This window comes from Roseovarius gahaiensis (genome assembly GCF_011601345.1).
Taxonomy (GTDB): domain Bacteria; phylum Pseudomonadota; class Alphaproteobacteria; order Rhodobacterales; family Rhodobacteraceae; genus Roseovarius; species Roseovarius gahaiensis.
The window spans coordinates 73,061-98,428 of record NZ_JAAORB010000009.1 but is presented as its reverse complement, the minus strand read 5'-3'; the positions used below and the strand labels follow the sequence as shown (position 1 = coordinate 98,428).

The 25,368-nt window shown below is 59.8% G+C and carries 23 protein-coding genes, 1 pseudogene and 1 riboswitch; of the genes and pseudogenes, 18 read left to right on the top strand and 6 right to left on the bottom strand.

Going from position 1 to position 25,368, the window contains the following annotated elements:
- The 4 genes from HAT86_RS07370 to HAT86_RS07355 all read left to right on the top strand — a co-directional run.
- On the top strand, positions 1 to 195 hold a 195-nt coding region (locus tag HAT86_RS07370; RefSeq protein ID WP_331272514.1), incomplete at its 5' end, for an NADH-ubiquinone oxidoreductase-F iron-sulfur binding region domain-containing protein.
- Between the two features lie 71 nt (positions 196 to 266).
- A complete protein-coding gene (ftsY, locus tag HAT86_RS07365; RefSeq protein WP_167195173.1) occupies positions 267 to 1,661 on the top strand; it encodes a signal recognition particle-docking protein FtsY in 1,395 nt (464 codons plus the stop codon).
- Positions 1,662 to 1,710: 49 nt separating this feature from the next.
- Entirely contained in the window at positions 1,711 to 2,613 is a 903-nt protein-coding gene (locus HAT86_RS07360; protein ID WP_167195170.1) for an EamA family transporter, read from the top strand.
- A 14-nt stretch (positions 2,614 to 2,627) separates the two neighbouring features.
- Positions 2,628 to 3,233: an inner membrane-spanning protein YciB gene (locus tag HAT86_RS07355; protein WP_167195188.1), complete on the top strand. Its 606-nt coding sequence runs from the start codon at positions 2,628 to 2,630 to the stop codon at positions 3,231 to 3,233.
- A 145-nt stretch (positions 3,234 to 3,378) separates the two neighbouring features.
- Here HAT86_RS07355 and HAT86_RS07350 read toward each other — a convergent pair whose 3' ends face one another.
- Positions 3,379 to 4,215 carry an alpha/beta hydrolase gene (locus HAT86_RS07350; protein ID WP_231125852.1) on the bottom strand — a complete coding sequence of 279 codons (837 nt, stop codon included), beginning with the start codon at positions 4,213 to 4,215 and terminating at the stop codon, positions 3,379 to 3,381.
- 229 nt (positions 4,216 to 4,444) lie between these two features.
- A riboswitch (SAM riboswitch) is annotated at positions 4,445 to 4,523 on the top strand.
- Between the two features lie 59 nt (positions 4,524 to 4,582).
- On the opposite strand from HAT86_RS07350, the gene metZ reads away from it, so the two are divergent.
- From metZ to HAT86_RS07330, 4 genes are all read left to right on the top strand, one after another.
- Positions 4,583 to 5,770, top strand: coding sequence for an O-succinylhomoserine sulfhydrylase (metZ, locus tag HAT86_RS07345; protein WP_167195163.1), 1,188 nt, complete (start codon positions 4,583 to 4,585; stop codon positions 5,768 to 5,770).
- Positions 5,771 to 5,871: 101 nt separating this feature from the next.
- Positions 5,872 to 6,972: a GTP cyclohydrolase FolE2 gene (gene folE2, locus HAT86_RS07340; protein ID WP_167195158.1), complete on the top strand. Its 1,101-nt coding sequence runs from the start codon at positions 5,872 to 5,874 to the stop codon at positions 6,970 to 6,972.
- A gap of 265 nt (positions 6,973 to 7,237) precedes the next feature.
- Positions 7,238 to 7,465, top strand: coding sequence for a hypothetical protein (locus tag HAT86_RS07335; RefSeq protein ID WP_167195155.1), 228 nt, complete (start codon positions 7,238 to 7,240; stop codon positions 7,463 to 7,465).
- A 179-nt stretch (positions 7,466 to 7,644) separates the two neighbouring features.
- Entirely contained in the window at positions 7,645 to 9,093 is a 1,449-nt protein-coding gene (locus tag HAT86_RS07330; RefSeq protein ID WP_167195152.1) for a TrkH family potassium uptake protein, read from the top strand.
- Between the two features lie 33 nt (positions 9,094 to 9,126).
- Here the strand turns inward: HAT86_RS07330 and HAT86_RS07325 are convergent, their stop codons facing one another.
- The gene (locus HAT86_RS07325; protein ID WP_167195150.1) at positions 9,127 to 10,878 is read right to left on the bottom strand and encodes a serine protease; all 1,752 of its coding nucleotides are present in this window, start codon (positions 10,876 to 10,878) and stop codon (positions 9,127 to 9,129) included.
- A gap of 179 nt (positions 10,879 to 11,057) precedes the next feature.
- On the opposite strand from HAT86_RS07325, the gene HAT86_RS07320 reads away from it, so the two are divergent.
- From HAT86_RS07320 to rpmG, 6 genes are all read left to right on the top strand, one after another.
- Complete coding sequence (locus HAT86_RS07320; RefSeq protein ID WP_167195147.1) at positions 11,058 to 11,987, top strand: glycine--tRNA ligase subunit alpha; 930 nt, start codon at positions 11,058 to 11,060, stop codon at positions 11,985 to 11,987.
- Positions 11,987 to 12,511 (top strand): DUF6446 family protein, encoded by a 525-nt coding sequence (locus HAT86_RS07315; protein WP_167195144.1) that lies wholly within the window; start codon positions 11,987 to 11,989, stop codon positions 12,509 to 12,511. The genes HAT86_RS07320 and HAT86_RS07315 overlap by 1 nt, the downstream gene beginning before the upstream one ends.
- 5 nt (positions 12,512 to 12,516) lie before the next feature.
- The gene (gene glyS, locus HAT86_RS07310; RefSeq protein WP_167195141.1) at positions 12,517 to 14,772 is read left to right on the top strand and encodes a glycine--tRNA ligase subunit beta; all 2,256 of its coding nucleotides are present in this window, start codon (positions 12,517 to 12,519) and stop codon (positions 14,770 to 14,772) included.
- Between the two features lie 156 nt (positions 14,773 to 14,928).
- The gene (ppdK, locus tag HAT86_RS07305; RefSeq protein ID WP_167195138.1) at positions 14,929 to 17,469 is read left to right on the top strand and encodes a pyruvate, phosphate dikinase; all 2,541 of its coding nucleotides are present in this window, start codon (positions 14,929 to 14,931) and stop codon (positions 17,467 to 17,469) included.
- A 166-nt stretch (positions 17,470 to 17,635) separates the two neighbouring features.
- Positions 17,636 to 18,244, top strand: a complete 609-nt coding sequence (locus tag HAT86_RS07300; RefSeq protein WP_167195136.1) for a cell wall hydrolase — start codon at positions 17,636 to 17,638, stop codon at positions 18,242 to 18,244.
- Positions 18,245 to 18,362: 118 nt separating this feature from the next.
- Complete coding sequence (gene rpmG, locus HAT86_RS07295) at positions 18,363 to 18,530, top strand: 50S ribosomal protein L33 (RefSeq protein WP_007814563.1); 168 nt, start codon at positions 18,363 to 18,365, stop codon at positions 18,528 to 18,530.
- Between the two features lie 339 nt (positions 18,531 to 18,869).
- Here rpmG and HAT86_RS07290 read toward each other — a convergent pair whose 3' ends face one another.
- Positions 18,870 to 19,589, bottom strand: coding sequence for a Bax inhibitor-1/YccA family protein (locus tag HAT86_RS07290; RefSeq protein WP_167195132.1), 720 nt, complete (start codon positions 19,587 to 19,589; stop codon positions 18,870 to 18,872).
- Between the two features lie 118 nt (positions 19,590 to 19,707).
- Positions 19,708 to 19,929 (bottom strand): DUF1127 domain-containing protein, encoded by a 222-nt coding sequence (locus HAT86_RS07285; protein ID WP_167195129.1) that lies wholly within the window; start codon positions 19,927 to 19,929, stop codon positions 19,708 to 19,710.
- Between the two features lie 124 nt (positions 19,930 to 20,053).
- On the opposite strand from HAT86_RS07285, the gene HAT86_RS07280 reads away from it, so the two are divergent.
- Positions 20,054 to 20,905 carry a LysR family transcriptional regulator gene (locus HAT86_RS07280; protein WP_167195125.1) on the top strand — a complete coding sequence of 284 codons (852 nt, stop codon included), beginning with the start codon at positions 20,054 to 20,056 and terminating at the stop codon, positions 20,903 to 20,905.
- 18 nt (positions 20,906 to 20,923) lie between these two features.
- Here HAT86_RS07280 and HAT86_RS07275 read toward each other — a convergent pair whose 3' ends face one another.
- A complete protein-coding gene (locus HAT86_RS07275; protein ID WP_167195122.1) occupies positions 20,924 to 21,883 on the bottom strand; it encodes an NADPH:quinone oxidoreductase family protein in 960 nt (319 codons plus the stop codon).
- A 373-nt stretch (positions 21,884 to 22,256) separates the two neighbouring features.
- Between HAT86_RS07275 and HAT86_RS07270 the strand changes: the two genes are divergently transcribed.
- The 3 genes and pseudogenes from HAT86_RS07270 (at position 22,257) to HAT86_RS07260 (ending at position 23,980) form a co-directional block, all read left to right on the top strand.
- Positions 22,257 to 22,628: a helix-turn-helix domain-containing protein gene (locus HAT86_RS07270; RefSeq protein ID WP_167195119.1), complete on the top strand. Its 372-nt coding sequence runs from the start codon at positions 22,257 to 22,259 to the stop codon at positions 22,626 to 22,628.
- Positions 22,629 to 22,689: 61 nt separating this feature from the next.
- Complete coding sequence (locus HAT86_RS07265) at positions 22,690 to 23,475, top strand: inositol monophosphatase family protein (RefSeq protein ID WP_167195116.1); 786 nt, start codon at positions 22,690 to 22,692, stop codon at positions 23,473 to 23,475.
- Positions 23,468 to 23,980, top strand: a pseudogene (locus tag HAT86_RS07260) (CAP domain-containing protein). Before HAT86_RS07265 ends, HAT86_RS07260 begins: the two are co-directional and overlap by 8 nt.
- A gap of 79 nt (positions 23,981 to 24,059) precedes the next feature.
- Here the strand turns inward: HAT86_RS07260 and guaD are convergent.
- Positions 24,060 to 25,349 carry a guanine deaminase gene (gene guaD / locus HAT86_RS07255; RefSeq protein WP_167195113.1) on the bottom strand — a complete coding sequence of 430 codons (1,290 nt, stop codon included), beginning with the start codon at positions 25,347 to 25,349 and terminating at the stop codon, positions 24,060 to 24,062.
- Positions 25,350 to 25,368: the final 19 nt, after the last annotated feature.

The following is a 25,368-nucleotide window of genomic DNA, read 5'->3' as shown; positions in this document are numbered from 1 at the left end:
GAAAGCTGCGGCCAGTGCACGCCGTGCCGGGTGGGCTGTGAAAAGGCGGTCAAGCTGATGCAGGCCGACCACTGGGACCAGCCGCTGCTGGAAGAGCTGTGCCAAGCCATGGGCGACGCCTCGATCTGCGGCCTCGGCCAAGCCGCCCCAAACCCAATCCGCCTCACCATCAAACATTTCCCCGACGAAGTTTAAGAAACGCGCCTGCATCTTCCATATCGGCCCGATCCAGATTAGGTGAAAGGGAACTGGTGATCGGAGGGCGCATGGCGTTTTTCAAGAAACTCAAAGACAAGCTGTTCAAATCGTCTTCGAAGCTCGAAGACGGTTTGGATGCAATTGTGGAAGAGGGCGGCGAGGAAGAGCACTTGGTCGCGGCCAGTGCAGAGGCGCCGGCGGAGCCCGAACCAACGCCGGAGCCTGAACCAGCGCCGGAGCCCACACCCGAACCAGTGCCAACGCCCGAGCCAGACCCGGAACCATCCCCGGTGCCTGAGCCACAGCCTGAGCCAGAGCCGACACCAGAGCCAAAGCCTGACCCCACGCCGGCACCCGATCCTGATCCGGCCCCGTCGCCCGGCCCCCAAGAGGTGCCGCCGCCGCCGTCTGAGACCCCACCTGCGCCCCCGCAGGAAATCCCCGATGCGACACCGCAGGAAGCCCCGGTCAGATCGCCCGAGCCGGGGCCAACCCCGGCACCGCTGGAAATTCCCATCACCACGCCGGGTGAAGGTGGGCCGGGTGAGGGTGGGTCTGACGCAGGTCTGGAAAAGCCCGGTCTTCTGGGCCGTCTTTTGGGCCGGAAAGAGCCTAAAACCGTCATACGCCGCGTGTTGGATGACGACATGCTGGAGCAACTCGAAGAGCTGTTGATCACCGCCGACATGGGGGTGGATACCGCGCTGCGCGTCACGGCGAATATGGCCGAGGGCCGCATGGGCAAAAAACTGTCCACGCAAGAGATCAAAGAGCTTTTGGCCCGCGAAATTACCCGCGTCATGGACCCGGTCGCGCGGCCCATGCCGCTTTATTCCAAAACCCCGCAGGTGGTGTTGGTGGTGGGCGTCAATGGATCGGGCAAGACCACGACCATCGGCAAGCTGGCCAGCCAGTTCAAGGCGGCGGGCAAATCGGTTGTCATTGCCGCCGGTGACACGTTTCGCGCCGCGGCGGTGGAACAGTTGCAGGTCTGGGGCGATCGTGCGGGCGTGCCTGTGCTGACCGCGCCCGAAGGGTCGGACCCGGCCAGTTTGGCCTATGACGCGATGGAGAAAGCGCAGGCCGATGGTGCCGATCTGCTGATGATTGACACGGCGGGCCGGTTGCAGAATCGCGCGGACCTGATGGAAGAGTTGGCCAAGATCGTGCGCGTCATCCGCAAGAAGGATGAAACCGCGCCGCACAACACCTTGCTTGTGCTGGATGCCACGACCGGCCAAAACGCGCTAAGCCAAGTTGAGACGTTTCAAAAGCTGGCCGATGTCAGTGGCTTGGTCATGACCAAGCTGGATGGCACGGCCAAGGGCGGGGTGCTGGTGGCCTTGGCCGACAAGTTCGGCTTGCCGATCCATGCCATCGGCGTGGGCGAGCAGATCGACGATCTGGCCCCGTTCGACCCCGAAGATTTTGCTGCGGCCCTGACAGGTCTGGACCGGCAATGACATTGACCTTTCTTGAGGCCAGTGGCCACCCATCAGGGTTGGCCCGCCTGTGAGCGCGTGGCTGATTTCGCTTGAGGGCACGGCACAGGGGCATCATCTGGCGATGGTGCTGGCGGTGCTGGCCGCTTTTTTGCATGCGGTTTTTGGCGCTTTGCAAAAAGGGCGTCACGATCCGTGGCTGAGCCGTGGCGCGATTGATGGCAGTTACGCGCTGATGGCGGCACCTTTTGCGCTGTTCGTTGTGCCATGGCCCGAGCCGCATATGTGGCCGATCTTTGGCTGGGTGTTCTTGATTCACTTGGCCTACAAGATCTTGCAGGCGCAGGCCTACACCAAGGGCGCTTACACGGTGGTTTATCCGGTTGTGCGCGGTGCGGCCCCTTTGTTCACCGTCATCGCGGCCTATCTCCTGTTCGCCGAGACCTTTACCATCGTGCAATGGCTGGGGGTTGCGGTTTTGCTGTCGGGGATCTTTGGGCTGGCGCTCTATAACCTGCGGTATCTGGATGTGAACCGCGAAAACCTGCCCATTGCCTTGGTTCTGGCGGTGTTTACGGGGATGTTCGTGGCGCTGTATACCACCTATGACGCCTATGGCATTCGCGCTGCGGCTGATCCTTTCACGTTTTTGGCGTGGTTTTTCATGATCGACGGTGTCGTGCTGCCATTCTATGCATATGTGCGGTGGCGGGCGATGCCCGCGCCGCCCACACTGGGGCCGCTGATGGTGCGTGGGGTCGCAGGAGGGCTAGTGGCGTTTTTCTCCTTTGGCTCGATCATGCTGGCCACCCGGCTGGACAAGGTGGGCGAGGCGGCGGTTCTGCGGGAAACCTCTACCGTGTTTGCCGCGCTGATCGGCTGGCTCGTGCTGAAGGAAACCGTGGGTCCACGCCGGATTGCCCTTATGGCATTGATCGCGGTGGGCGCTGTGATAGTTGAGGTGGGCGGATGACCGAAAGGCAGGACATGACCGAACGCAAGATCAATCCGATGTTGAAAACCGGGCTGGAACTGGGCCCGATTCTTGGTTTTTTTGCCGCGTACCTGTGGCTGAAAGACCGGATTTTCACAATCGGCGGCATGGAATACGATGGATTTATCGTGGTCACGGCGGGGTTTATCCCAGTGTTCTTGCTGGCCATGGGGTTGCTGTGGTTCCTGACTGGCCATTTGTCCAGAATGCAGGTGGTTACGGCGGTTTTGATCGTTGTCTTTGGGGGCTTGAGCGTTTGGTTCAACGATCCGAAGTTTTTCAAGATGAAGCCGACGATCATTTACCTGCTGTTTGCGGGCGTCTTGGTGGCTGGGCTTTTGCGTGGCCAATCTTGGCTGCAATATGTGATGGATGGGGTCATGCCGCTGACCAATGAAGGCTGGATCATCCTGACACGGCGTCTGGCGGCGTTTTTCTTTGGGCTGGCGGTCTTGAACGAATTGGTCTGGCGCCTGATGAGCGAGGAGTCTTGGGTCTATTTCAAGACATTCGGTCTGACGGCGGCGATTTTCCTGTTTTTCATGGCGCAAGGCCGGTTGTTTCGCGATCACAGCACCCAGACCGACGATGATGTGTGACCTTGCACTGACCCTTGCAGTGTTGACAGGTTTTGAGAAACTCTAGCAGGGATGACACGCCATCTGCGTGGCGGTTTTGCGCGATTTATTGGGTCATGGGTCTGACGGCAGACCCTGAGGGTGACAGGGCCGATACAGGCATTGCCTAAGATAGCGCCGGCGTATCCCCTTGGAGGAGGGTTGAGCCGTGGGGAACAAGGCTGCGTAAGCGTGTCCAATGCGGGTCGGGTCGATAGGGCAGGGTGGCCTGCAACTCCTGCATGGGCCAAAAGTGCGACCCGAACAACAGATCGCGATAGAACTGGAAAACCCCGGGCCGCAAATAAGACGACCAGTGGCAGATGCGTGTTTTTGCAGGGGCAATCCGGTATCCGGCCTGTGACAGCCGCGCCAGCGTAGCGGGCTGATCCAATTGCAGATTCAAGGTGTTGGGCCGATCTGGCAGGCCCCGTCCAAGGCACCGATTGTTGCCGTCGGGCGGGGACGGGATCAGGCATTCCATCAGGAAATCAAAAAGATCATTTTCACGGGTGGTTACGTTTATGATGTCGGCGGTACGCCCTGCTGGCGCGTTCAAGGCGCTGACCGCCGTGTCGACATATTCGGCACCGCAGAGCAGGATCGCGCGGCTGATGCTGTGAGTGGACAATTCATGCAACGCGCTAAGAACCACCCGCGCACCAAGCGAATGTGCGATCAGGTGAATCGGCTTGCCGGGTGCAATGTCGTGGATCATGCCGATCAGGCTGGCCAGTGCCCGTCCCGCGTTGCCTGCCTGCTTGTAGGCTTGCCATATCGTGCCGCGTCCGGCCCACCCAAAGGCGATGCCAAGGCCGCGATGGCACTCCTGCGGGATATTGAGCCCAAGGCCTTGTGGCCAACTGACCGCTTTCCAGCTTGGATTGCGCGGTGCTGGGGACAAGATATGCTGATGTGGACAATCCAGACCGTCACCCGGTGCAAATTTGAAGCCATGGGTCATTATGATCACGGGCCCCGGCGCGCGCAGTGCAGCTTCAAGGCGGGGCTGCAAAGGCTGTGTGCTGCTGTGCAGACATGGTCCATCTTTCCCGGCATTGACCTGTAGAAATGGCATTGTCAGAGTTTTCCACTACATGTTGTGGGGTCTCGATAGGCAATGCGTACGAAACTTTCTTGACGGCTTGGTTAAACCACCGTGACGGTGTTGACCTGCCACACCTGTGCGGCTAATCGGTTCGCGTGGCGATTTGTTACCGGATTGCGGGCCACGTTAAACAACACCGCTAAAGAGGTCAGGATGAAAGCCCCCTTTCGCTTGACCGCGTCGGGGGTTTTTTCTTTGGGGCCGCTGCCCTAGGAGGTCGGATATGGACAACGAATGGAAAACACGCACCAAGCTGGTGCATGATGGCACGCGTCGCAGCCAGTGGAACGAGGTCAGCGAGGCGATTTTCCTGACCCAAGGCTTTGTTTACGATACGGCCGAACAGGCCGAAGCGCGTTTTTTGAACGCCGGTCCGGATGAATACATCTATGCGCGTTACGGAAATCCCACCGTTGCGATGTTCGAAGACCGGATTGCAGGGCTTGAAGGGGCCGAAGACGCATTTGCAACCGCCAGTGGCATGGCGGCTGTCAGCGGTGCGTTGATGTCGATGCTGAAGGCGGGCGATCATGTTGTTTCGGCGCGCGCCTTGTTCGGGTCGTGCCTGTATATTCTGGAAAATATACTGACGCGCTACGGCGTTGAGGTGACCTTTGTCGATGGCACCGATCTGGACCAGTGGCGCGCGGCCATTCGCCCTGACACGACCGCCGTGTTTTTTGAAACGATCGCAAACCCCACGCTTGAGGTGGTGGATTTGCAAGCCGTCGCCGATTTGGCGCATGCGGTCGGGGCGACGGTGGTTGTCGACAATGTTTTTGCCACCCCGGTGTTTTCGCGGGCCATGTCACAAGGCGCCGATGTTGTGATTTATTCGGCGACCAAGCATATCGACGGCCAAGGCCGGGCGCTTGGCGGGGTGATCCTTGGATCGCGCGATTTTATCCGAGGCACGGTCGAACCTTACATGAAGCACACCGGCGGGTCGATGTCGCCTTTCACGGCGTGGATCATGCTGAAAGGGTTGGAAACGATATCGCTGCGGGTTCATGCGCAAGCCGACAGTGCTTTGGCGATTGTTGATGCGTTGCAAGGCAAGCCGGGGCTGAGCCGGATCATTTATCCCGGCCACCCGTCGCACGCGCAGAACGCCTTGGTCGACCGGCAGATGGGCAAGGGCGGCACGGTGATCGCGCTTGAACTGGCCGGGGGGCAGGCGGCGGCGTTTCGGTTCCTGAATGAACTGAAAATCGTGGTGATCTCGAACAATCTGGGCGATGCGAAATCTATTGCGACGCACCCGGCGACCACCACGCACCAGCGTTTGCCAGACGATCAGAAGGCCGCGCTTGGGATCACGCCGGGGCTTGTGCGCTTGTCGGTTGGGCTGGAAGATACTGGCGATTTGATTGCCGATCTGTCACAGGCATTGCAAACCTCGGGTGAATAGAATGATCCAAGGTGTCGGTAACGACGTATTTCTTTTCGAGATTGGAAATACGTGCATCGCTTTATTAGATATAGCGGGTACCACGCATCAGGGGGCCAGACATGAATATTCACACGCGGGAACTTTCGGATATGCCGGATCGTGAAGATGCCAAGGCGGCACTTGAACGCCTCAAAGCGTGGGCCGAACGCGCCACGCCAGAAGAGGTGGCCGATCTGGACCCTGCCATTGCCCGGCTTTTGCCGACCCACGCGCCGTCGAACTATCCCGATCTGGCGCGTGACTATGATGCCGATTTCAAAGTGGATGCTGCTTACAAGTCTGGCTTGCCCGATCTGCAAAACGGGCCATCCTCGCTGATCCGTGGGGCAAAACAGCAGCTACAGCATGTCGGCATTTCAAACTTTCGCCTGCCGATCCGCTTTCACACTCGGGACAATGGCGATCTGACGCTGGAAACCAGCGTGACGGGCACGGTCAGCCTTGAGGCGGGCAAAAAAGGCATCAACATGTCGCGCATCATGCGCAGTTTTTACCGCCATGCTGAAAAAACCTTTAGTTTCGAGGTGATGGAAGCTGCGCTTGATGATTACATCACCGACTTGGACTCAATCGACGCTCGATTGCAAATGCGGTTTTCCTACCCGATGAAGGTGCGGTCGCTGCGGTCAGAGCTGGAAGGTTACCAATACTACAATATCGCGATGGAGTTGGTCGAGCGTGATGGTATCCGGCGCAAGTTCATGCATCTGGATTACGTCTATTCGTCGACATGCCCCTGTTCTTTGGAACTGAGCGAACATGCCCGCCAGACGCGCGGCCAATTGGCGACCCCGCATTCGCAGCGCTCGGTGGCAAGGCTATCGGTCGAGGTCGAAGGCGGCAAACTGGTTTGGTTCGAAGATCTGATCGACATGGCCCGCGCCGCAGTGCCGACAGAAACGCAGGTGATGGTCAAGCGCGAGGACGAGCAGGCCTTTGCAGAATTGAACGCCTCCAACCCGGTATTCGTGGAAGACGCCGCGCGCTTGTTCTGCGAACAGTTTCTGGCCGATCAACGTATTGGGGACTTTCGTGTTGTCGCAAGCCATCAGGAAAGCCTGCACAGCCATGATGCCGTCAGTATCGTGACCGAAGGCGATACCTTCGCGGCAGATAGCATCGATCCGAAACTGTTCGCGACGCTGTTCCACGTCGGCTGACCTCTGGATGGCGCGGCATCCCAACGTGCCGCGCCCCCTATGCTTGCGGCACGACGCCTTAAGGGAGCAAAACTGACCTTTATGCCCAGCCAAAGTGCCCCGGCAGCACGACTGTTGTTCGTGCCGACATGACCGTGAGGCCTCGGTCCGTGCTGCGTTGCAGCATTCACAAGGCAGGCATGATCAAAACGCGATGGTAAAGTCAGCTATACTGACCTACCCTTGGGATAGGGAGGAAACCTGAGAGACGAAAGAGAGGTTTCCAATGGTAACGCTGACGACAAATATCACCCGCGCTCCGACCAGATTCCGCGTATGGCTGGCAACTCTGGGTGCGGCGCTGTTAACCAAGTTCGAGGCGCACGCTTACAAAGCGTCACGCCGTGATCAAGTTGACGCGCTTGAGACCAAAAGCGACGCCGAGTTGGCCCGTATGGGGCTGCGGCGTGATCAAATCGTCCACCATGTTTATCGTGATCTCTACTACTCCTGATCCCGGTCCAAATTGAATTTTGGGCGCGCAGGAAGTGCCGCGCCCCTTTTCTGCGCTGGTTGCTCACCGGGCATCCTTGATGTTGCCCTGTTGCGCATTGGTGCGTCTGCTGCGCACGGATTTCATGCGGCACTGCAGGTGCTTGACACTTCGCCGCGCCAAGGCCAATTCTGCCCGTCATGTTGGATCTGCGCCCGGTTGGATATGTGGTAGGATTGCTGGTTGCCACACTTGGTGCGACCATGCTGTTCCCCATGCTTGTGGACATCGCCGAAGGGCGTGACCATTGGCCTGTTTTCGCAGAAAGCGCGATCTTGACGATCCTTGTGGGTGGTTTGATGGCGTTGGCCTGTCAAAACCGCGTGGCCGAAGGCCTGAACATTCAACAGGCGTTTTTGCTGACGGTTGGGGTTTGGGTGGTTTTGCCGACCTTTGGAACCCTGCCGTTTATGCTGGGGGCCACGCAGGCCAGCTTTAGCGATGCGATGTTCGAGGCCATGTCAGGCGTTACCACCACCGGTTCGACCGTGTTCAGCGGCCTTGATGCGATGCCCAAGGGATTGCTGCTTTGGCGGGGTATCCTGCAATGGTTGGGTGGGTTGGGCATCGTGATTGTCGCCTTGGCCTTCTTGCCGGTGATGCGCGTCGGCGGGATGCAGTTTTTCCGGTCCGAAGGGTTTGATACATTTGGCAAGGTGTTGCCGCGGACGGTTGATATCTCGAAAGGGATACTGAATGTCTATCTGGCACTGACCTTGCTATGCGCGGTCAGTTATATGCTGCTGGGCATGGACGCATTCGACGCGACCGTACACGCGCTGACGACCGTTTCAACAGGCGGGTTTTCAACAAGTGATCAGTCGTTTGCCGCGTTTCCGGGCGCGCCGCAATATGCCTGTGTGGTCTTCATGCTCTTGGGCAGCATGCCGTTTGTGCGTCTGATGCAGGGGATGCGGGGCGACTTTAAGCCGTTAATGAAAGACTCGCAGATGCGGGCATATGTCCGTTGGGTCATCTACGCCTGCCTGGCGGTGATTGCCTACGAGTTTTTGGTTTCGGAAACCCTAAGCGAGGAAAAGGTGCGCGAGCGTTTGTTCAACGTCGTTTCGATCTTTTCAGGCACGGGGTATGGTGATGGCGATGTCACCGCGTGGGGGGCTATGCCATTTGTGGTGTTGATCATCGTCGGCGCAATTGGTGGCTGCACCGGCTCAACCGGCTGCTCGATCAAGATTTTCCGCTATCAATTGTTGATCAGCGCAATTCGGATGCAGGCCTCGCGCATCTTCAGCCCGCATAAGGTGGCCGTGCTGCGCCATGATGGGCGGGCCGTGGGCGATGACGTTTTGCAGTCCGTCATCTTGCTGTTCACCATGTATATCCTGTTCTTCGGTCTGTTTTCGGTGGCGCTTGCCCTGACCGGTCTGACCATGTCCGACGCGTTGACCGGGGCCTGGACTGCGATTTTCAACATTGGCCCGGCCTTTGGTGAGTTGATCGGGCCGACAGGCGCATTGACCGCCTATCCGACCGAGGCCAAGTGGATCATGATCCTGGCCATGCTGATGGGCCGGCTTGAAGTGGTGGCCGTTGTCGTGTTGGTGATGCCGGTGTTCTGGCGCGATTGATCCGTCTGCGCTGTCACAGATGTGACGTAGCGGTCACTCCCAACAACTGACCAGAACGGTTATGCCCTTGGCTTTGTTGGCAAGGGCTTCGGGGTCAAGCGCACCGGTATCGGTCGGCGCGGCGGGCGTGATGCCCGCTTGCTCTAGCGCACCGCGCAGCGCGTCGGCGGTCAGGGCAAAGCTGACACCTTCTGGCAGAGTGCGCCCCGGTTGCGTGCCCGGCAGCAGCATGCCAAAAACGCTGCCCGCCGCATCCATCACCGGGCCGCCGACATCGCCCTCAAGCGCGGTCAGCGCAAGGCGGTTCAACTGCTCTTCGCCGTTCAGGCCTTGCAGTTCGGCCAATTGGCCAAAAGACACCGTGGGGGCGCCCAGAATGCCGCCATAGGAATACCCCGCCACAGCCACGTCGGATTGCAGGCGCGGCACCGTGTTTTGCAACGCGGCCACCGCCAAGGGTGCCAATGTTTCGCGCGGGCTTAGGATGGCCAGACCCAGATCGGCGTTTTGGCTGGTGATGTTGGCCTCGTGATCTTGATCTATGGTGATGCGGCCACATCCCTGCACCACATCTCTGGTGGTGATGACCGAACCGCTGCGATCCACGTAAAAGCCCGAGCGCGTCAATCTCGGCTTGCGCACTTCCAGACCTGATACCAAGTCGATGCTTTGCACCTCTGTGCTGCTTGCGGTGGCGTCCAGAACGCCGTCAAGCCGGGTAAAGCTTTCTTGCATCTCGCCCAAAAGCCGGGTGCGGCGTTCTTCGTCCCCGGCGGGCCAGATCAGGGTAAAGCCTTTGATCTCACCGTCTTTCAGCCACGCTTGCGTGTGCGAGATCATCAGCGCGCTTTCCCCAATCAGGGTAAAGGCGCCGTCGGTCAGCGTGCGCGGCCCGGTCTCGGGCACGATTTCAAGGGTCTGCATGATGTCATAAAGGCCCCCCAACGTGTTGCTGTCGCCGCGTTGGCTGATCAAAAAGACGCGCGCGTCGATGTCGCCGGACGGCGTGTAATGCACAAAGGGGGGCTCATATTTGTCGAAGGCCACAACCGCGGTTGGCAGTTTGATTTCGATGCCGGCTTCAGTCTCCTGCACCGTCTTTAGCTCCAAATCGGCCAACACGGCATTATAGGCTGTCAGCAATTCAGCGCGCTGGCGGGTTGTCAGAATTCCGGTGGGTTGATAGCCTCGCGCATCTTGCCAGCGGGACATCGCGCCGCGTGTGCCGCGGCCAAAGGCTGCATCAATTGCGCCGCCATAAAATCCGGCCCATTTCAACGCCTCTTGCAGCGCGGCGCGCTCGTCCCGGTTTAGCTCGCGTTCGCTGGCGCGGGCTTGGGCTGGGGTTTCGTCAATCGGATCAGGGTCGGGCAGTGCTGCCGTTCCCGGTGTATCGTCAAGGGCGCTGTCAGGGGCCGGGGCGGCGGGCATTAAGGCCGGGCCGGACAGGTCATTTGCGCCGATTGGCCAGAACTGTTGTTGGTAATCGCTGCTGGCGGCGATGTAGCTGTCTCGTGGGATGACGCCCTCGGCCCGATACACCTGCAAGACACGTTCGGCGTCCTGCGGGGCGTAGGGGCCAAGCGCGATGGCATACCACCCCGCACCAAGCGAAAAACCATTCACATCTTGCAATCGGGTCGCGTAATCACGGATGCTTTCGCGCGCTTGCGACAGACTGGGTTGCGCTTCGATCTGCACCCATGCGGCGCCGGTTCGCTGTTGCGCCTGCGCGGCGACGGTGAACGCGATTGAAAACAAAACTGCCGCAAAAATCCGTATCATATTGGTCCTGATCCCTTGCCCGATCGCGTTTCTGTGCGTCGGTGATGACGCTTGACATTCGTTTTAGCAAATCTGGGCCTCTATGCATCCAAAATATGCCCGCCCGTGCAATTGACCCTGCCGGATCGGGGCCGTAGGTAAGAACGGTGATTTCGACGGCCCGCACCTCGGAGGCAACCATGGCGGACAGCACCAGCAAGCCACGCAGTTTTCAGGAGATTATCCTGCGGCTCCAGACCTATTGGGCCGGGCAGGGCTGCGCCATCATGCAGCCCTACGATATGGAAGTGGGCGCCGGCACGTTTCACCCGGCTACGACGCTGCGTTCGCTTGGATCAAAACCATGGGCTGCGGCCTATGTGCAGCCGTCGCGCCGCCCGACAGATGGCCGCTATGGCGAGAACCCCAACCGCTTGCAGCATTACTACCAGTATCAGGTGCTGATCAAACCCAGCCCGCCCAACCTGCAAGAGCTGTATCTGGGCAGTCTTGAGGCCATTGGCATCGACATGGCGCTGCATGATATCCGCTTTGTCGAGGATGACTGGGAAAGCCCGACCTTGGGCGCATGGGGTCTGGGCTGGGAAGTCTGGTGCGACGGCATGGAAGTCAGCCAGTTCACCTATTTCCAACAGGTTGGCGGCCATGATTGCCACCCCGTGTCGGGCGAACTGACCTATGGGCTGGAGCGGCTGGCGATGTATGTGCTGGGCATAGATCACGTCATGGATATGCCGTTCAACGACCCCGACGCACCGATTGCCCTGTCTTATGGCGATGTGTTCCGCCAGACCGAGCAGGAATACAGCCGCTGGAATTTCGACGTGGCCGACACCGACGTTTTGCTGCGCCATTTCGAAGAGGCCGAGGCCGAGTGCGAGGCGATCCTGTCGCAACATCACGACGATCCGAAAACAGGCAAGCGGATCATCATGGCGCATCCGGCCTATGACCAATGCATCAAGGCCAGCCATATTTTTAACCTTCTTGATGCGCGCGGCGTGATCTCGGTGACCGAACGGCAGGCCTATATCGGGCGTGTGCGGGCGCTGGCCAAGCAATGCGCCGATGCCTTCGTGCAGACAGAAGCCGGGGGGCAAGCGGCATAATGGGAAAGTTTTTGGCGGGTTTGATCTTGGTTACGGCATTGGTTGCGGGTGCGGCGCTTTATTATCTTCAGGTTTATGCCTTTTATGACGAGGTGTCGGGCAACGGCACCGATGATGTGCAAATGACATCGCTTGTGTCGGGCCAGCCCGAACCGGTGCTGTACGATGAGTTCCGCGCGATTGATTCCGATAGCTCGCCGATCCGGTATCGCGCGTGCTTCACCACCTCGATGAGCCATGCCATGCTAACCGAAACCTACGAGATGTATGACCGGGCCGAGCCTTTGGTTGCGCCCAGCTGGTTTGACTGTTTCGATGCCGATGCGCTTGGCGCTGCCCTGCAAGATGGCACTGCCTTGGCCTTTCTGGGCCAGAAAGACATCGAATACGGCATCGACCGGATCGTTGCCATCACCGAAGACGGGCGCGGCTATGTCTGGCACCAGATCAACCGCTGTGGCGAGGTCGCGTTTGACGGCCAGCACGCCCCCGATGATTGCCCCAAACCCCCGAATGGGAACTGACCGATATGCCTGATCTTCTGATCGAATTGTTTTCCGAGGAAATCCCCGCCCGCATGCAGGCGCGTGCCGCCGATGACCTGCGAAAACGCGTCACGGATGGTCTGGTCGAGGCCGGATTGACCTATGCGGGCGCACAGGCGTTTTCGACGCCGCGGCGTTTGACATTGGCCATCGACGGCCTGTTGGCCGAAAGCCCCACTGTGACCGAAGACCGCAAAGGCCCCCGCGTCGATGCGCCCGAAAAGGCGATCGAAGGGTTCTTGTGCGGGGCCGGTGTCAGCCGCGACGCGCTTGAGGCGCGCGACGACAAGAAGGGTCAGGTCTATTTCGCGACCATCACCAAGCCGGGCCGCCCGGCAGATGTGATCGTGGCCGAGGTGCTGGAGAGCGCGATCCGCAACTTCCCTTGGCCCAAATCCATGCGGTGGGGCACCGGCAGCCTGCGTTGGGTGCGGCCCTTGCATTCGATCCTGTGCATCCTGACCGACGATGCGGGCGAGGCGCGCGTTGTCGATATGGATGTCGATGGGATCAAGGCAGGCGACAGCACCCAAGGCCATCGGTTCATGGGCGCGGGGTGGTTTGCCGTGAGCTCGTTTGAGGATTACGAGGCCAAGCTGAAACGCGCCAAGGTGATCCTTGATGCCAAGGAACGCGCCGACCACATCTGGCAGGACGCCACCAATCAGGCCTTTGCCGCCGGTCTTGAGGTTGTCGAAGATCAGGGCCTTTTGGCCGAAGTCGCCGGTCTGGTGGAATGGCCCGTGGTGCTGATGGGCCAGATCGACCAAGAGTTTCTTGAGCTGCCGCCCGAGGTGCTGCAAACTTCGATGAAAGAACACCAGAAGTTCTTTTCGGTTCGCAATCCCAAGACTGGGCGGATCGAATCTTTTGTCACCGTGGCCAATATCGAAACCGCCGATGACGGGGCGACCATTCTGGCGGGCAACCAAAAGGTGCTTTCGGCGCGGTTGGCCGATGCAAAGTTTTTCTGGAACAATGATTTGCGGGTCGCGCGTGACGGTATGGGCGACTGGATCGACCAGTTGAAAAACGTCACCTTCGAGCGCCAGTTGGGCACGCAGGCGGCACGCATTGCACGCATCTCGGCGCTTGCGAACGACATCGCGCCAGACGTGGGTGCCCAACCCGATCTGGCGCAGCAGGCGGCGCGCGTGGCCAAGGCCGATCTTAGTTCCGAAATGGTCTATGAATTCCCGGAATTGCAGGGGCTTATGGGCCGCTATTATGCCGAGGCTGCGGGCCTTCCGGCCGAAGTGGCCGCCGCCTGCGAACAGCATTACGCGCCGCTTGGCCCGTCTGACGATGTGCCGACCGCGCCAGTTTCGGTGGCGGTGGCCTTGGCGGACAAGCTGGATACGTTGACCGGCTTTTGGGCGATTGATGAAAAGCCCACCGGCTCGAAAGACCCGTTCGCCCTGCGCCGGGCGGCTTTGGGCGTGATCCGTATCATTCTGGACGGCGGATATCGCGTGAAGTTGGACAGGTTCATTGATGCGCAATTGTTGCGCCACAAAATCAGCCTCAATCATGCGCGTGCCACCGAAGGCGAAATTGACACTTTGGAAGAGATCCTAGACGAAATTGCCGAGCATGGCGTGTTTGGTGCTGCGTTTCACGCGGTTATGGATCGCTTGCAGCACAAAGGCGGCGCGCCAGACACCGGCGATGGCAGTGTGCTGCGAACGGTAGGTAATCTGGTGCCCGATCTCAGCACGGATTTGCTGGCCTTCCTGCATGACAGGCTGAAAGTTTACTTGCGGGATCAAGGGCTTCGGTATGACGTGATCGACGCCTGCCTGACCTTGGATGGCGGTGACGATCTAGCCTTGATCGTCGCACGCGCCAAAGCCCTAAGCGGGATTTTGGCGACTGAGAATGGCGAAAACCTTGTGCAAGGCTTCAAACGGGCCAATAATATCCTGACCCAAGCGGAAGAGCGCGACGGCGTTGAATATTCGTTCGGGCCCGATCCGAAATTTGCCGAAGGCCCGGAAGAAAAAGCCCTGTTCACAGCCCTAGACAAGGCCGAAGCCGACATCGCCAAGGCCAATGCGGCGGAAGATTTCACCGGGGCGATGGCGGCGATGGCTGCGATGCGGCCGGCGGTTGATGCGTTTTTCGAGGCGGTTCAGGTCAACACCGACAATCAGGTGGTGCGCCGAAACCGGTTGAACCTTCTTGGTAAAATACGTGACATCTGCCTTCAGGCGGCGGATTTGACCAAATTGGAAGGATAAGGCGCCGCAAATCGCACTGCGTGGCACGCGGATGTGTCCATCATGGGCGCATCTAGCCAAGCCTTTCGCGTGGCACAGGAACAGCGATGACCGGCTTTTCCTTGCCATAGTCCAAACGACGCGTATTCTTCGGCCACGCAGCAAGAAGGTGCCGCAGTGCAGCATAACGATTCCGATATCACCCTGATCACAGCGACCGCCCCCATGGCCGCGCAAACCCATGGCGGGCGCGCCAAGTGCTTGCAACGCTTGGTGCGGCTCGATTTGCCCGTGCCGCGCACGTTGGCGCTGTCGTTCGATGCGGTCCATGCCATCGCGTCCGGCGACGCGCCCGATATGGCCGAATTGACAGCACCGTTTGCCGAGGATGCGCTACTCTGTGTTCGCCCCTCGTCGGAAGACCCCGATTGGGGGGGGCCGGGGGCTGTTCTGAATATCGGGATGAACGATGCCAAGTTTATCGAGCTAAGCGACCGTTTGGGCAAAGACGCCGCGTCGGAATTGTATCTGCGCTTTGTTCAGGCCTACGCCACCCATGTCCAACGTCTGGATCCGGATATGTTTGACGATGTGTCGAATGATCCGGTTGAAGGGTTGGGGCAGGCGCTGCGCGCGTATGAGGCCGAAACCGAAGAGGATTTCCCGCAAGACACGGCTGTGCAATTGGCCGAGGTGCTGCGTTCGATGGCGCGGGCATGGGAAGGCACGACGGCGCGGCTGCTGCGACAGGCCAAGGGTGCACCTGCGGATGCCGGTTTGGGCCTTGTGGTGCAGGAAATGGCCTTTGGGTTGGGGCAGGGCGAAAGCGGGTCGGGTGTGATCCAACTGGTCGACAGTGTGACCGGCGCGCGCCAAATCACTGGCCGCTACCTAAGCCAAAGCCAAGGCCGCGAGGCGCTGCACGGTGGATCGGATGCGCTGTATCTGGAGCGTGATCCGCGCGGCCCGTCCTTGGAAGAATTGGCGCCCGAGGCCTTCAAGGCGCTGAAAGAGTACACGGCGTTAATGCGCTGCAAGCTGCGCGAGGAAATGCAGGTTGAGTTCACCATCGAGGATGGCGCGGTTTACGTGCTGGACGGGGTGCGCGTGGCGCGCAACGCACGGGCGGCGGTCGCGATTGCCGTGGCCTTGGCCGAGGATGGCATCATCGCGCGCGAAGAGGCCTTGATGCGGATCGAACCGCGCGCCTTGAATGAATTGCTCCACCGGCAAGTTGACCCAGAGGCGCCGCGCGATGTGCTGGCGCGTGGTGTGGCCGCCAGCCCCGGTGCGGCCAGCGGCAAAATCGTGTTTACCGCCGAAGCGGCGCAAGCGAGCGCCGCCCGCGACGAGGCTTGTGTTCTGGTCCGTCGTGAAACCAGCCCCGAAGATATTCGTGGCATGCATGCGGCGGTGGCAGTGCTGACGGAACGTGGCGGCATGACCAGCCATGCCGCCGTGATCGGGCGCGGCATTGGTCTGCCCTGCGTCGTCGGGGCCTCGGACATCGCGTTTGATGCGGTGCGCAAGCAGTTGACGATGCCAGATGGCCGGGTTCTGAAAAAAGGCGACGTGATCACCATCGACGGCAGCAATGGCGAAGTGTTGGCGGGCGACGCCCCGTTGCTTGAAGCGGCGCGCGACGAATCGTTCCAGACATTGATGGCGTGGGCCGACGATGTGCGCGATATCGCAGTGCGCGCAAATGCCGATACGCCTGCCGACGCCGAGGTGGCGCGCAATTTCCGTGCACAGGGCATTGGCCTGTGCCGGACCGAGCATATGTTTTTTGAGGCCGACCGCCTGACCGTGATGCGCGAAATGATCTTTGCCGATTCCAGCGAAGACCGTGCCGCCGTTCTTGAGCGGTTGTTGCCGATGCAGCGGGCCGATTTCATTGATCTGTTCCGTATCATGCAGGGTCAGCCGGTGTGCATCCGCTTGTTCGATCCGCCGTTACACGAATTCCTGCCTTCGGACCGGTCGGGGATGCGCGAGCTGGCCGAGGCGTTGGATCTGCCACTGTCGGATGTGACGCGGCGCGTGGAGGCCTTGGGCGAATACAACCCGATGCTGGGCATGCGCGGTGTGCGGTTGGGCATCACCGTGCCGGAAATCTACGAAATGCAGGCGCGGGCGATCTTCGAGGCCACGATCGAAGCCAGCCGCGAAGGTGCGCCGGTGGTGCCCGAGATCATGATCCCGCTGGTCTCGGCCTGCCGCGAGGTTGAGCTGGTCAAGACCCGCGTTGATGCGGTGGCTGCGGCTGTGCGCAATGAAACGGGGCAGGATTTCACCTATCGTCTGGGGGTGATGGTGGAAACGCCGCGCGCGGCGCTGCGCGCCAACGAGATCGCGCCGCATGTGGCGTTTTTGAGTTTCGGCACAAACGACCTGACGCAAATGACCTATGGTCTGAGCCGGGATGACGCGGGGCGGTTCATGTCGGCCTATGTGCAGCAGGGCGTCTACCCAGAAGATCCGTTTCACACGCTGGATGTGGATGGCGTCGGAGAGTTGCTGCGCATCGGCGCCGAGCGGGGCCGCGACGCGTCGCCCGATCTGGTTTTGTCGATTTGTGGCGAGCATGGCGGCAACCCCGAATCAATTGCGTTCTGCCGCGATGCCGGGTTTGATTACGTTTCCTGCTCTCCGTTCCGGGTTCCGGTGGCGCGACTTGCTGCCGCACAGTTGGCGGTGAAAGACAAAATCGAGTAGATTGCCGCACCACTTGCGCAACATCGGGCAAGCGATCGAGCCGTAGGTGGTCGAAAATTCCGTCGTATTTAGGCCGGCCATGTCGCGGACTGGACGCATGGCGTTCTTTTGACTATGTGACCGGGATCAATCCGGGGCCCCTTCGGCCCGTGAAAGGAGAGATCCAATGTTGAGACTGACTGTCATTGCGATGATGTTCTTTGGGGGAATGGCGGCGGCGGATACGCCCGTGAAGCGGCTGTTCGATCAAGAGGCGCGCGCGCTGAAGCAAATGTCGCAGACGCGCTTGGCCGGTTACACCGCGCGTCCCGAGGCGGATTTGCGCTATTCGCGCGACTGGCTGCAAGGTCTTGCATTTGAAAAAGGCGGTGCGCAATGGCAGTGTCTGGCCGAGGCGCTGTATTTCGAGGCCCGCGGCGAAGGCGTGAAGGGTCAGTTTGCGGTGGCCGAGGTGATCATGAACCGTGTGGAAAGCGCCGAGTTTCCCGATTCTGTTTGTGGTGTGATCAACCAAGGCACGGGCCGTAAATACGCCTGCCAATTCACGTATACCTGTGATGGACATCCCGAGGTGGTCAATGAACCCCGCGCATTCGAGCAGGTGGGCAAGGTCGCCAAGCTGATGGTCGACGGCGCGCCGCGCAATCTGACAGCGGGTGCCACGCATTACCACACCCGCGCGGTAAACCCGCGTTGGGCGCGCGTCTTTCCACGGACAACCAGCATTGGCGTGCACCATTTCTACAAGATGCCGACCCGCGTTTCGTCAAACTAAGGCCGTCAGCGCCTCAAGCAGCGCAAAAACCGGTTGACTTGACCGCCCGCGCCGTTACAAGGCGGGCTTCATACGAATTTCACGGGCGCGCTGCGCGTCCGGTGCAGGAGACAATAAAATGGCGAAGCCGACGACCATCAAGATCCGTCTGAACTCGACCGCGGGCACGGGCCATTTCTACGTGACCAAGAAAAATGCACGCACCATGACCGAAAAGATGGTCGTACGTAAATACGACCCGGTGGTGCGCAAGCATGTCGAGTACAAAGAAGGCAAGATCAAGTAAGATCGCCTTCATGACTGACAATGTGAAAGCCGTGCAGACGATGCGCGGCTTTCTTGATTCTCGGGGTAGGGCAAACGGGCGGCGGGACATGTCCGTCACGGCCTGCGGCCCGCGATAAACTCCCAAAGTATTTGACCGATACGCGGGTTGTTGTGCGGGCCATGATCGCTTGCTGCTGCGCAGCAGAGCAGGCGCTGTGGGCTTCCCCGCCTGATCTGGGCGGAAGGGGCCCGTTGCCGATGCAGAGGCGCTACAAAGCACGATACAGCCGGACCAAGGGCCAAAAGAAAAGGGCCGGTCGCAATGACCGGCCCTTTGGCGTTGGATATGACGCAGGGCTTACTCGCGCTGGCCCAGCAGGTTCAAAAGCATCATGAACATGTTGATGAAGTCCAGATACAGGCGCAGCGCGCCCATGATCGCCGACTTGCCCATCCACTCGCTGTCGCCGTGATGCGCGTGGGCCAGATATTCGTTCTTGATGTCCTGCGTGTCATAGGCGGTCAGACCGGCAAAGATCAGCACGCCGATGATCGAAATCGCGAACATGATCGCGGGCGACCCCAAGAAGATGTTGATGATCGACGCCACGATTAGGCCGATCACACCCATGATCAGGAAGCTACCCCAGCCCGAGATGTCTTTCTTGGTGGTGTAACCCCACAGAGACAGGCCCGCAAAGGCAATTGCCGTGGTCAAAAAGACCTGCGCGATGGAGAAATCGGTGAAGACCACGAAGATATAGCTGATCGACACCCCCATCACGGCGGCGAAGGCATAGAAAAACAGTTGCGCCGCTGCGGCCGACAATTTGTTGATCACCGCGCCAAAAGCAAAGACCATGAGAAGCGGGGCGAACATGACGATGTAGCGGGTAAAGCCGGTGAACAGCGCATTCATCATGGTTGCATTGTTCCCAACGGCCCATGCCGCTGCAAAGGTCAGCAGCATGCCGATCGACATGGTGCCATAGACTTTGTTCATGTGGGCGCGCAGACCCGCATCAATCTGGGCGGAACGGGCGCCGGCCGCCGTCCGGATTGTATCAAACTGAGCCATTAAAGCCTCCGATAAAGTGTCAGACCAAACCCACCATGGGCTTTGCTAAACAATATCGGTCAGGTTTGGCCTGTTTTCAAGCACTACCGACCTAAAACATGCGGCTTGAGCGCACCTTTTACGACCGCGCGCCAAGGCTTGCGGCAGGAATGTCCCACAAAGGGCGGCGGGCTTCGGCGTCTGCCATGCTGCGGGTCAGGCCGATATCCTGCAAAGCGCGGTCATTCAGGCGCGATAATGCGCGACGTTGACGCTGTAGCTCGAGCATCCTGCGCAGGATCAACAGGGGCGCGGTGCGGCGTGCGCTTATGATATGTGTGCTATCGGACAAGTGGGTCATCGTTTGACCTTTCGCAGTTGTGATGAATCGAGTAACTAATATTTTCAACGGTGATACATATGCCGGAACAATGTGCATTCGAAAAGTGAATGTTTGTTGGGGTAAGTATCAATATAGGTGATGTATGCGGAATCTCGATACAACGACGCTGCGATCATTTGTGGCCGTGGCCGATACTGGTGGGGTAACGCGTGCGGCAGGTATGCTTCACCTGACGCAATCGGCGGTGTCGATGCAGATCAAACGGCTTGAAGACATGCTGGGCCTGTCGCTGTTTGATCGCAGCAACCGGAGGGTCACTCTGACGGCCTCGGGCGAGCAGTTGTTGGGCTATGCCCGCCGAATGCTGGAATTGAACGATGAAGCTGTCGGCCGCCTGACCGAAGACGTGTTCGAAGGGGCGGTGACCTTGGGTGTGCCGGTGGATATTGTATACCCGGTGATTCCCAAGATCATGCAGCAATTTCACACGGCCTTTCCGCGTATGCAGATACAGTTGATTTCGTCCTTCACTGCGCGATTGCAGGACGGGTTCGCCAAGGGTGAGTTGGATATGATGCTGACCACTGAAAGCGGCGTGGGCGCTGGTGGTGAAACCCTGACCGAGGTGCCGCTGCGTTGGATCGGGGCACCGGGCGGCAACGCGTGGCGACAGCGGCCTTTGCGTTTGGCCTATTGCCGGTCTTGCGCGTTTCGCAAGGGCGATCAGGCCCGGCTGGAGGCGATGGGGCTGGATTGGGAAATGGTGGTGGATACCGAATCGGACCGCACGGTCGAGGCGACGGTCAGTGCCGATCTGGCGGTGACATCGATGTTGGAAGGCCACGCGCCCCCCTATCTGGAAGAGATCGAGCCGGGCGGCGCGCTACCGGAACTGGGCACGCAAAAGATCAACATGTATTGCGCACCGGGCGGCGAACGCGAAGTCATGGCCGATTTGGCCGGTATGTTGCGGCAGGGCTTTGCGGCGCTCTGAGTCGGGCCGCGCGCTGCTTCACGGGGTGACCACGACCTTGCCGGTGGATTTCCGGTTGCGCAGAAGATCCAGCGCATCGGCGGCCTGATCCAGCGGCAGCACGTGGCTGACATGCGGTTTGATCTTGCCCGCGACATACCAGTCCATCAACGTGGCAAGGCTGTCGGTCACGACCGAGGGGCGGACTTTGAGCAGCCCTCCCCAATACAGACCCATCACGCTGAGGTTTTTGACCAGAAGGTGGTTGGCCTTGATCTGTGGAACGGTGCCGCTGGCAAAGCCGATGGTCAGCAGGCGACCCTCGGGGTTGGTGGCGCGAAAGGCGGCATCAAACTGTTCACCGCCAACGGGGTCATACACTACATCAACCCCGCCAAGCGATTTGCAGACGCCGCGGATATCTTCGGTTCTGGCGTCGATCACGTGATCGGCCCCGGCCTGTTTTGCCACGGCCAGCTTGTCCGAGCCACGGGCGCAGGCGATGACGCGCGCGCCCATCAGCTTGCCAATTTCCACGGCGGTCAGACCCACACCACCGGCAGCCCCTAGAACCAGCAGGGTTTCACCCGGTTGCAGCCGCGCCGTATGCGACAGGGCGACATGGCTGGTGCCATAGGCGATTTGAAAGGCGGCGGCGTCGACATCGCTCATGCTGTCGGGCAAGCGCACGGCGCGTTGAGCCGGAAAGCAGCCCATCTCGGCCAGCCCGCCTTGCCCGCCGAACACGGCGACGCGGGTGCCGATGGCGGGGCCATCGACGCCGGGGCCAAGTGCGTCAACAGTGCCTGCCACCTCCATCCCGAGGGTGAAAGGCGCCTCGGGCGTGTCCTGATAGTCGCCTGTGGTCATCAAAAGATCGGCAAAGTTCAGCCCACACGCCCCGATGCGCAGGCGCAGCTCCCCCGCGCCGGGCTGTGGTACGGGACGGTCGCCAAGAACGGGGTCTGCCCCGGCGGATTGGACGTGATAGGCGCGCATGCAACCACCTGATAACAGTTCGGCTGAGCAGGTATTCTGCGATCAAAGCAGCACTAGGGATATTCGAAATGTCTATGGCTTGTCAATTCGTTGGACGTCTTCGCTAAACCGATACGAAAGGATAGGTTCCCGTTAAAATTGTTGAAGGATAGATGATGCATCATATTTTAACGTGTAACCCGCTTGTGTTTCAAACGCGCGAGTGGCTCGTTTGTGTTTTGCACGCGTGAGTAAAACTTCTTGTGTTTCAACGCTAAGTTGCTAAGCTGACGCGTCTGCTACTGGGATGCGTGGCGGTTGCAAGATAACATCAAGCATTCTGTCAGGCAGCATGACGTTGCTGCGGTCCGACAATTGCAGAAAAGGAAAAATCATGTCGCACCCCGTTGATGTGCATGTTGGGAAACGTATCCGTCATCGCCGCTGGTTGGTTGGAATGACGCAACAACAATTGGCTGAGCGTGTCGGAATCAAGTTCCAGCAAATCCAGAAATACGAAACCGGCGCCAACCGCGTCAGCGCGTCGCGCCTTTGGGATATCGCGGATGCGCTTTCGGTTGAGGTTAGCTTTTTCTTTGAAGGGCTCGACAACGACAGCGCGACAAGCAGCGCGTCCGAGGGCCTGCCTTCCGATCTGCTGGGCGACAAGGAAGCCCTCGATCTGGTGCGGTCGTATTATGCGATTCCCGAAAACCAGCGCCGTCGCCTGTTTGATCTGGCCCGCGTTCTAAGCGACGTGGCTTGAGATTGCCGCAAGGCCGGTCTACCCATGGCACAACAAGTGACATGGGAAGGCAGGTCGGTGGATGCACAATGACGCGATCATAGCAACGGCTCACGCCATGGCAGACGCCGCGCGGGCCGTGGTACTTCCGTATTTTCGCACACTGGATCTGAGCGCTGAGAACAAATCTGTCAGTGGGTTCGACCCGGTGACGGCGGCGGACAAGGCCGCCGAACGCGCGATGATCGAGGTGCTGCGGGCGCACCGCCCCGACGACGCCGTTTTGGGCGAGGAATTCGGCGAAGTTGCGGGCACAAGCGGCCTGACTTGGGTGATTGACCCGGTGGATGGCACGCGCGCGTTTTTGTCGGGCACGCCAACTTGGGGCGTTCTTGTGTCTGTGCGGGATCAGTCCGGGCCGCTTTTTGGGCTGATTGACCAGCCTTATATCGGTGAACGCTTCGAAGGCGGGTTCGGCTTGTCGCAGATGACCGGGCCGCAGGGCGCACGTCCTTTGGCCGTGCGTGGGCCGCGACTGTTGGCGGATGCGATCCTGTTCAGCACCTTTCCTGAAATTGGCTCGTCTGAGGAAGCCGCAGCATTCCGCCGTGTGGCCCAAGCTGTGCAATTGGTGCGCTATGGTATGGATTGCTATGCCTATGCACTTTTGGCGGCAGGGCAGATCGACCTGGTGATCGAAGCCGGGTTGCAGGCCTATGATATTCAGGCCCCGATCGCGGTGATCGAGGCGGCGGGCGGCATTGTGACGAATTGGCAAGGTGGCCCGGCCGATGAGGGGGGCCGCGTTCTGGCGGCGGCGGACCGTGTGCAACATGCCGCTGCACTGAAGCTGTTGGCCGATGTTTAAGCGGATGTGCCGCGCGCTCGTCCGTCCTTATGGACGGCCTCGCAATGGCCAGCGACATGTGACCCGATTTTTGCTGATACCGCTGGTCTGTTTGACGGTGTCCGGCCCATTGCACGCCCAAAACATACAGGATGTCAGCACAGAGGCGCGGACTTGGGTAAATGATGCGCGTGCGCAGGCCGGTCGCGTGGACTTGGCCCTGTCGCCTGCGCTGACCGATGCGGCAGTGGCGCATGCCCGCGATTTGGCACAGACTGGACGGTTCAGCCATGTTGGATCGAATGGCAGCAGCGTGGGTCAAAGAGTGCGTCGGCAGGGCTACGGGTTTTGTTTTGTTGCCTAGAACATCGCCAAAGGGCAGGGCAGCTTGGACGCGGTTCTGAAGGGGTGGATGACCTCCGAGGGCCATCGGCGCAACATGCTGGCCAAACAGGCACGCGATTTTGGTTTGGTGCGTGGCCCCGGTGATCTGTGGGTGATGGTTTTGGGTGCATCTGGCTGCTGACCTGCGAGACCGACTGGGAATGGTGCCTAGGGCTGTCCGCGTGTTTTGAGTATTTTTGGAACAATGAAGCGGTGGGTGATCAGAAGGTTGGCTGGCCTGCGATATAAACCTGTCGCACCGCCCGATCATCGCCCATCATGATCGTGGGAAATAGCGCCTCCCAGACGTCATTGGCGCGGGCGTGGCGTTGCGAGATCGCGGGGGTCGAGGTAAGGTCGAGCACCACCAGATCGGCCTCTTTGCCCGGGGCGATGGTGCCGATGTGGTCTTGCAAATGGAGCGCCTGCGCCGACCCGGCAGTGGCCAGCCAGATCAGCTGTGCCGGATGTAACGCGGTGCCGGTCAACTGGCCGATTTCATAGGCCGCGGCCATGCTGCGCAACATCGAAAAACTTGAACCGCCGCCGGTATCGGTGGCCAGACCGACAGTCTGGTTTTTAGCGACGTGTTGGCCCATGTCGAACAGGCCCGAGCCGATGAACGTGTTCGAGGTTGGGCAATGGATCAGCGCGGCGCCGATATCTGCTAGGCGGGCGGTTTCGCGTGGGGTGAGATGGATGGCGTGGCCGTAAAGGCCGCGCGCGCCCAGAAGGCCGTGGGCCTCGTAGACGTCCAGATAGTCCCGCGCCTTGGGGAAAAGCTGTTGAACCCAAGCCATTTCCTCGATCTGTTCGCTGAGATGGGTTTGCATCAGGCAGGTGGGGTGTTCTGCCCAAAGTGCGCCAAGCGCGATGAGCTGCTCGGGCGTTGAGGTGGGCGCGAAGCGCGGTGTGATCACATAGTGCAGCCGATCCACGCCGTGCCAGCGGGCGATCAATGCGGCGCTGTCGTCATAGGCGCTTTGCGCCGTGTCGCACAGGGCTGGTGGTGCGTTGCGATCCATGCAGGTTTTGCCCGCGCAGGCCCTTAGGCCCCGGGCCTGTGCGGCGTCGAAGAATGCCGTGACGCTTTGTGGATGCGAGGTGCAGAAACTGGCGACCGTTGTGGTGCCGTTGGACAGGGTCAGGTCAAGGTAGCGGTTGGCGATGTCGGATGCATAGGCGGGATTGTCAAAGCGCATTTCCTCGGGGAAGGTATATCCGTTCAACCAATCAATCAGGCGTTTGCCCCAGCTGGCGATGATGGCGGTTTGCGGGTAATGCGCATGTGCGTCGATGAAGCCTGCCGAGATCAGGCAGCCGTCATGGCGTGTGATCGCGGCATTCGGGGTCTGCGCGGTCAGGCTGTCGAGCGGGCCGATGGCGTGAATGCGACCGGCGCGGATCAAGACGGCCTCGTGCACTTGTGCTGCGGCGTCGGGCGTGTCGTTGAATGGCGACCCGGTGAAGGCCAGAACCGTGCCGGTCAGGATTGTATCGTCATGTCTCATGGCGGGCCTGCGAATGGGT

What these genes read in the sequence shown, in the direction of transcription:
- ftsY (WP_167195173.1), top strand. Translation starts at nt 267, where the DNA reads ATGGCGTTTTTCAAGAAACTCAAAGACAAGCTGTTCAAATCGTCTTCG.
- HAT86_RS07355 (WP_167195188.1), top strand. Translation starts at nt 2,628, where the DNA reads ATGACCGAACGCAAGATCAATCCGATGTTGAAAACCGGGCTGGAACTG.
- HAT86_RS07350 (WP_231125852.1), bottom strand. Translation starts at nt 4,215, where the DNA reads ATGACCCATGGCTTCAAATTTGCACCGGGTGACGGTCTGGATTGTCCA.
- metZ (WP_167195163.1), top strand. Translation starts at nt 4,583, where the DNA reads ATGGACAACGAATGGAAAACACGCACCAAGCTGGTGCATGATGGCACG.
- folE2 (WP_167195158.1), top strand. Translation starts at nt 5,872, where the DNA reads ATGAATATTCACACGCGGGAACTTTCGGATATGCCGGATCGTGAAGAT.
- HAT86_RS07335 (WP_167195155.1), top strand. Translation starts at nt 7,238, where the DNA reads ATGGTAACGCTGACGACAAATATCACCCGCGCTCCGACCAGATTCCGC.
- HAT86_RS07330 (WP_167195152.1), top strand. Translation starts at nt 7,645, where the DNA reads ATGTTGGATCTGCGCCCGGTTGGATATGTGGTAGGATTGCTGGTTGCC.
- HAT86_RS07325 (WP_167195150.1), bottom strand. Translation starts at nt 10,878, where the DNA reads ATGATACGGATTTTTGCGGCAGTTTTGTTTTCAATCGCGTTCACCGTC.
- HAT86_RS07320 (WP_167195147.1), top strand. Translation starts at nt 11,058, where the DNA reads ATGGCGGACAGCACCAGCAAGCCACGCAGTTTTCAGGAGATTATCCTG.
- HAT86_RS07315 (WP_167195144.1), top strand. Translation starts at nt 11,987, where the DNA reads ATGGGAAAGTTTTTGGCGGGTTTGATCTTGGTTACGGCATTGGTTGCG.
- glyS (WP_167195141.1), top strand. Translation starts at nt 12,517, where the DNA reads ATGCCTGATCTTCTGATCGAATTGTTTTCCGAGGAAATCCCCGCCCGC.
- HAT86_RS07300 (WP_167195136.1), top strand. Translation starts at nt 17,636, where the DNA reads ATGTTGAGACTGACTGTCATTGCGATGATGTTCTTTGGGGGAATGGCG.
- rpmG (WP_007814563.1), top strand. Translation starts at nt 18,363, where the DNA reads ATGGCGAAGCCGACGACCATCAAGATCCGTCTGAACTCGACCGCGGGC.
- HAT86_RS07290 (WP_167195132.1), bottom strand. Translation starts at nt 19,589, where the DNA reads ATGGCTCAGTTTGATACAATCCGGACGGCGGCCGGCGCCCGTTCCGCC.
- HAT86_RS07285 (WP_167195129.1), bottom strand. Translation starts at nt 19,929, where the DNA reads ATGACCCACTTGTCCGATAGCACACATATCATAAGCGCACGCCGCACC.
- HAT86_RS07280 (WP_167195125.1), top strand. Translation starts at nt 20,054, where the DNA reads ATGCGGAATCTCGATACAACGACGCTGCGATCATTTGTGGCCGTGGCC.
- HAT86_RS07275 (WP_167195122.1), bottom strand. Translation starts at nt 21,883, where the DNA reads ATGCGCGCCTATCACGTCCAATCCGCCGGGGCAGACCCCGTTCTTGGC.
- HAT86_RS07270 (WP_167195119.1), top strand. Translation starts at nt 22,257, where the DNA reads ATGTCGCACCCCGTTGATGTGCATGTTGGGAAACGTATCCGTCATCGC.
- HAT86_RS07265 (WP_167195116.1), top strand. Translation starts at nt 22,690, where the DNA reads ATGCACAATGACGCGATCATAGCAACGGCTCACGCCATGGCAGACGCC.
- guaD (WP_167195113.1), bottom strand. Translation starts at nt 25,349, where the DNA reads ATGAGACATGACGATACAATCCTGACCGGCACGGTTCTGGCCTTCACC.